At 68.6% G+C, this 5,307-nt stretch carries 5 protein-coding genes; 3 read left to right on the top strand and 2 right to left on the bottom strand.

The window, feature by feature from the left end:
- From ACFWN1_RS31390 to ACFWN1_RS31380, 3 genes are all read left to right on the top strand, one after another.
- The coding region (locus ACFWN1_RS31390; protein WP_384369529.1) for a transposase at window positions 1-298 on the top strand (298 nt) is incomplete at its 5' end.
- Window positions 299-438: 140 nt separating this feature from the next.
- Window positions 439-1,656: an IS110 family transposase gene (locus tag ACFWN1_RS31385; protein ID WP_384369526.1), complete on the top strand. Its 1,218-nt coding sequence runs from the start codon at window positions 439-441 to the stop codon at window positions 1,654-1,656.
- 724 nt (window positions 1,657-2,380) lie between these two features.
- Window positions 2,381-3,025 (top strand): LysE family translocator, encoded by a 645-nt coding sequence (locus tag ACFWN1_RS31380; protein WP_384369523.1) that lies wholly within the window; start codon window positions 2,381-2,383, stop codon window positions 3,023-3,025.
- Window positions 3,026-3,029: 4 nt separating this feature from the next.
- Here ACFWN1_RS31380 and ACFWN1_RS31375 read toward each other — a convergent pair whose 3' ends face one another.
- Both ACFWN1_RS31375 and ACFWN1_RS31370 read right to left on the bottom strand, forming a co-directional pair.
- Complete coding sequence (locus tag ACFWN1_RS31375; RefSeq protein WP_384369520.1) at window positions 3,030-4,694, bottom strand: hypothetical protein; 1,665 nt, start codon at window positions 4,692-4,694, stop codon at window positions 3,030-3,032.
- 17 nt (window positions 4,695-4,711) lie between these two features.
- On the bottom strand, window positions 4,712-5,307 hold a 596-nt coding region (locus ACFWN1_RS31370; protein ID WP_384369517.1), incomplete at its 5' end, for an ATP-binding protein.

Raw genomic sequence — 5,307 nt, 5'->3', positions numbered from 1 at the left:
ATATGTGTCGATTCGCTATACCGGCCGGCTCGCCGACATCGGCGCCTCCGCGTCGGTCGGGTCCGTCGCGGACAGCTACGACAACGCGATGGCCGAGGCCCTGAACGGCACCTTCAAAGCCGAGCTGATCGAGATGCAGGGCCCCTGGACCGGCTTCGACCAGGTCGAGCGGGCGATCTTCCAGTGGGTCACGTGGTACAACGAAGAACGCCTCCACTCCGCGCTCGATTACGTACCGCCCGCCGAGTACGAACTCGACTTCTGGCGAAGCCAGGAGCAAGCCCCGCAGTCCGCCTGAAACAAGATCACCGGACTCTATGAAACTCGGGGCAGCTCATGCCGGGCAGTTCGCGGGCGGCAGGTCTGCATAACGTGGATGCGCGAGCACGACACCCGAGCCGAGGCCGGCACCGTCAACACCCCCTGGGAAGGGGCACGATGTTCGAGATCAAAGACGTGGGCGTGTTCCTGGGCCTGGACGTTGGCAAGAGTGCCCACCACGGCCACGGCCTCACCCCGGCCGGGAAGAAGGTCTTCGACAAACCGCTGCCCAACAGCGAACCCAGACTGCGGGCCGTGTTCGACAAACTGACCGCGAAGTTCGGCACCGTCCTCGTCGTGGTCGACCAGCCCGCTTCCATCGGCGCCCTGCCACTGACCGTCGCCCGCGACGCCGGCTGCCGCGTCGCCTACCTGCCCGGACTCGCGATGCGCCGGATCGCCGACCTCTACCCGGGCGAGGCCAAGACCGATGCCAAGGACGCCGCCGTCATCGCGGACGCCGCACGAACGATGCCGCACACCCTGCGCTCGCTTCAGCTGACCGACGAGATCACCGCCGAACTCACCGTGCTCGTCGGCTTCGACCAGGACCTCGCCGCCGAGGCCACCCACACCTCCAACCGCATACGCGGCCTGCTCACCCAGTTCCACCCCAGCCTCGAACGCGTCCTGGGCCCGCGCCTGGACCACCACGCCGTCACCTGGCTGCTGGAGCGCTACGGATCCCCGGCCGCCCTGCGCAAGGCAGGCCGCCGCCGACTCGTCGAGCTGATCCGCCCGAAGGCCCCACGCATGGCCACCAGGCTGATCGACGATGTCTTCGACGCGCTCGACGAGCAGACCGTCGTCGTTCCCGGCACCGGCACCCTCGACATCGTCATCCCCTCCCTCGCCGCCTCGCTCGCCGCCGTCCACAACCAGCGCAGGGCGATGGAAGCCCAGATCAACGCCCTGCTGGAGGCCCACCCTCTTTCCCCGGTCCTGACATCGATGCCCGGCGTCGGCGTCAGGACCGCTGCCGTCCTGCTGGTCACCGTCGGCGACGGCACCAGCTTCCCCACCGCCGCCCACCTCGCCTCCTACGCCGGCCTCGCCCCGGCGACCAGGTCGTCCGGGACCTCGATCCACGGCGAACACGCACCCAGAGGAGGAAACCGGCAGCTCAAACGTGCCATGTTCCTCTCCGCATTCGCCTGCATGAACGCCGATCCCGCCTCCCGCGCCTACTACGACAAGCAACGCGCCCGCGGTAAGACCCACACCCAGGCCCTCCTCCGCCTCGCCCGCCAACGCATCAGCGTCCTGTTCGCCATGCTCCGAGACGGCACCTTCTACGAATCCCGCACGCCCGCGGACGTCGAGCTCGCCGCATGACCCCAGCAAGACCGAATCACCCCAAACCCGACAGGGGTGCCTTGACGAAGGACATAGAGGCACCCCCCCGCCATCCCGCGCAGCCACAGCAGCTGGGCCACCGCGGCAGGCCGCAACTCATCCCGATCCCGCCCCAAACCGTCATCCACGCCCTCAGGGGCGTCACCCGTCGTCACCGCAGCCAACATGCGCGCACCGAGCGAACCGGTAACCAAACAGTGATCACAGCGCCACCCTCCGGGCAGTCAACTACCGCCCCACACAGGGGAGTTCACGAAACGCCCATAACAAGCGCAGCGAACGAGACGCTAAGACCCACACACCGACAAGAGTCCCGTCGACCACCGGGACGGGTGACAATGCTCCCGTTTTGCCACCAACCGCGCCCTCATGCGCTATAGCACCCACGCCACGAAGGAGATCCAACGAACACACCACCGGCAAATCCGGAATCACACCACCACGGAATCCGGAACACCACCACCATGATCAACCAACTGAAGCACCCACCGACCAGCACAAAAACGAGCCCACATCACTGGCGAAGAAACCCGAACACCCCAGTGACGCCTTCCCCGAACCTCACAACTGGTCTTCTTCCGCGGCGGCTACGGACTGGCGTGAGGTCCGTACGGCGGTGGCCTCCCCGGACGCCGCCGGTTTCGGCCATCTCGCATCGCGTCCGTGATCGTCGGATTCGTCGTCGATCCTGCCCGGTGCGAGAATGACCGGCATGTCAACTGTGCTTCTAGAGCTTGCAGTTACCTGGGGTGTCTTATTGGCGAGCCCGGGCCCGGACACCCTTGCCGTGGTGCAGTCGGCCACCACCGCCTCGCGGCGCGACGGGTTGCTGACGGCAGTCGGCGTCATCTCCGGGATCACCCTGTGGCTGGTGACGGCGATGACAGGGCTGTCCACGTTGTTGACGCGCGTGGAGTGGCTGTACGATGTGCTCCGGGTCTTCGGCGCCGGATACCTGGCCTATATCGGCGTGACCAGTGTGCGCTCTGCCCTGAGAATGCCCCGTACCGCGGGCAACCCCTTTTCGGGCACCGCGCAGCCGCGGACGGGGTTCGTGGGCTGGCAGGCCTGGCGTCGCGGGTTCCTGACCAACGCTGGCAATCCCAAGGCGGCGGTGTTCTTCGTCGGCCTGTTCGCCGGTCTGCTGCCGGTCCGGGCCTCGGCGCAACTCCGGATCGCCGTCCTGCTGCTGATGATCGTCATGGCGACGCTCTGGTATTTCGCGGTCGCGTTCCTGGTCTCCCTGGCCCCCGTCTTTGAGCGCTACCAGGGCAACATCAGGACGATCAACCTAGTAACCGGCGGCGTCTTCCTCGTGTTCGCCGGGGTCATCCTGCTGGGTGTGTAGCGGGTCATGCCCTCGCGGTCCCGAACGCCCCGCTCGGACGGACCTCGTGCAGCAGGGAAGCGAAGGGCCAATGGGTGCGGAAGTACACGTACTCGCCGCGCTCCTCGATCTCTTGGGCCGCCTGGGCGATGGTCTGGTGGGCCTCGTCGGCGGCGCCGGTGTGCTGCAGGGCGTCCGCGAGCAGCCCGAGGTGCAGGGTGCGGCGGAGCAGGGTGCGGTCGTCGGTTGCGGCGTCGATCGCCTTGCGGATGCGGGGCAGACCGGCCTCCGGCATTCCCTGGTACACCTCGGCCCAGCCGAGCGGCACCGAGACCATGAGGCACCAGTAGGTGAGCTGGCACCTGGTGGCCAGGTCGAGGCCGGCCCGCCCGGCGAGAGAGGCGCGTTCCACATCGCCTTCGGCGACGGCGATCACGGCGTCCACGTAGCGGGCGAAGGCCCGGTCCCAGGGCCGGTCGTAGCGGTCGGACTTGGTCAGCCGCAGGAGTTCCGAGCGGTAGTGCTGGGCTCCGGCACGGTCGCCCATGAGCCAGTGGGTGAGGGCCAGGTAGGCGCGGAAATCTATGGACTGGTCGGTGAGTATGGGGTTGCGGTGGGCCATGGGGTGGCGGTCGGCGACAAGGTTGTCCATGATCCGGGCGCCCTGACTGAGGGTGGCGAGGGCTTCGTTGAGGCGGCCGGTCACGTGCAGGGTGACGCCGTCGGCGTAGCAGGCCGCCGATCTGGCGAGGGGACCGCCACCGTGCTCGGCCAGTTCGTAGAGCAGCCCGGCGGTCTGCGCGGCGGTGGTGTAGCGGCCCGAGGTGAGGGCGATGATCGCCCGAGTGTGCAGGAGATCGGTAGGCTGGGTGCCGTCGACCGTGCGCTCCAGCTCGCGCGCCCGGACGAAGAGGTGCCCGACGCGCGGGGAGCCGTATCCCTCCAGCAGACCGTAGAGCCACAGCATCCGTTTGTGCACGTCGAGTTCCACGGTCGAGGTCGACTCGTCCCGGGGGAGCTCGGAGAGCACGGCCGCCGCATCCTCCAGCTGATGCAGGGCCTCGGAGTGGCAGAATCGTCCCTGTGCTCGGTCCGCCGTCAGCAGGAGCGGGTGCAGGCCTTCCCGGGCACCGAGGACGCGGGTGGTCGCCACGACATGGCGGCGGGTCTCGGCGGTGTCGTCTCCCGGCCGGAACTTGCGGGCCAGTACTTTCGCGACATCGCGGTGCCGTTCGGCGCGGGTGAGCGGCGAGGCGTCCTCCAGCAGCAGGTCGCGCACCAGGCCGGGGGCGAAGCGGAGCAGGTTCTCGTCGGCGGGGTCGGTCTGCAACAGACCGGTACTCAGGGCGTCGTCGACCAGCATCCGGGGAAGCCCCCGTTCGGCCAGCACGTCCTCGACCAGCGGCCGTTGCACGACGGTGCCGATCACGGCGCACAGATTGAGCACGTCCACCGCCTTCGGCGGGAATGCCCGCAGCCGCTCGTGCAGCACCTCGCGCACTTCGAACGGGATCGACTGCTCCTCCCGTGCCTCGCCGTTGGTCTCCGTGGTGGCCATGCTGAGCAGCAGGAAGGGGTTGCCGCCAGTGGCGTGGCGCAGGTGCCGCACCCGGTCGGGCGCTGGCACGGTGCCGGTGACGGAGGCGATCAGCTCCCGGGTCTGCCTGTCGGTCAGGTCGCGCAGATGCAAAGCGCGGCGTTCCTCTCCTAGAGGATGCGGCCCAGCGTCCGGCGCACCGAGAGGCCTTCCTCCCTGGGGCGCTTGTGCTTGCGAACCGTGGCCAGGATCATCACCTTGGTGTTACAGATCTGCGTCGTCAGCAGGTGCAGTACCTCCAGCACCCGCACGTCGGCGCGGTGCAGGTCCTCCAGGAGGATGACCACGGGGGTGTGCTGGGCGGCGGACATCACCGCCTGGCAAATCCGCCGCTGGTGGGCGAAGTGGTGCCCAGGCGTCCAGTGCGGCCGGTCGTCCAGTGCCTGCTCGTCGGTTGCCGGCCAGTCCGTCAGCTGACGCAGGACCTGTTCCCAAGGGAAGTAGAGCGCGGTCGCCGGGGTGGCGACGCAACAGGTGCAAACGACCCGGACCTCGGTGGCAGACAGACGCCGCTCCACCTCGTGCAGCAGCTCGGTCTTGCCGATGCCCTGCTCGCCGAGGACGAACAGCACCTGGCCGTTGCCCTGGCGGGTGTTCTCCAGCAGGGCCCGCACCCGTTCCATCTCCGCCTCGCGGCCCACCAGCCGACCGCGCTGTGGCACGGGCGGGGCGGCCGGCGCGGGCGGGGCGGCCGGCGCGGGCGGGG

The sequence above is a fragment of the Streptomyces sp. NPDC058459 genome, assembly GCF_042721685.1.
In the GTDB taxonomy this organism is placed as follows: Bacteria; Actinomycetota; Actinomycetes; order Streptomycetales; family Streptomycetaceae; genus Streptomyces.
Note: the sequence above shows the minus strand (reverse complement) of the source record. Positions and strands in the feature narration are given on the sequence as shown.

Coding starts and splice junctions, on each gene's coding strand:
- ACFWN1_RS31385 (WP_384369526.1), top strand. CDS start 439: ATGTTCGAGATCAAAGACGTGGGCGTGTTCCTGGGCCTGGACGTTGGC.
- ACFWN1_RS31380 (WP_384369523.1), top strand. CDS start 2,381: ATGACCGGCATGTCAACTGTGCTTCTAGAGCTTGCAGTTACCTGGGGT.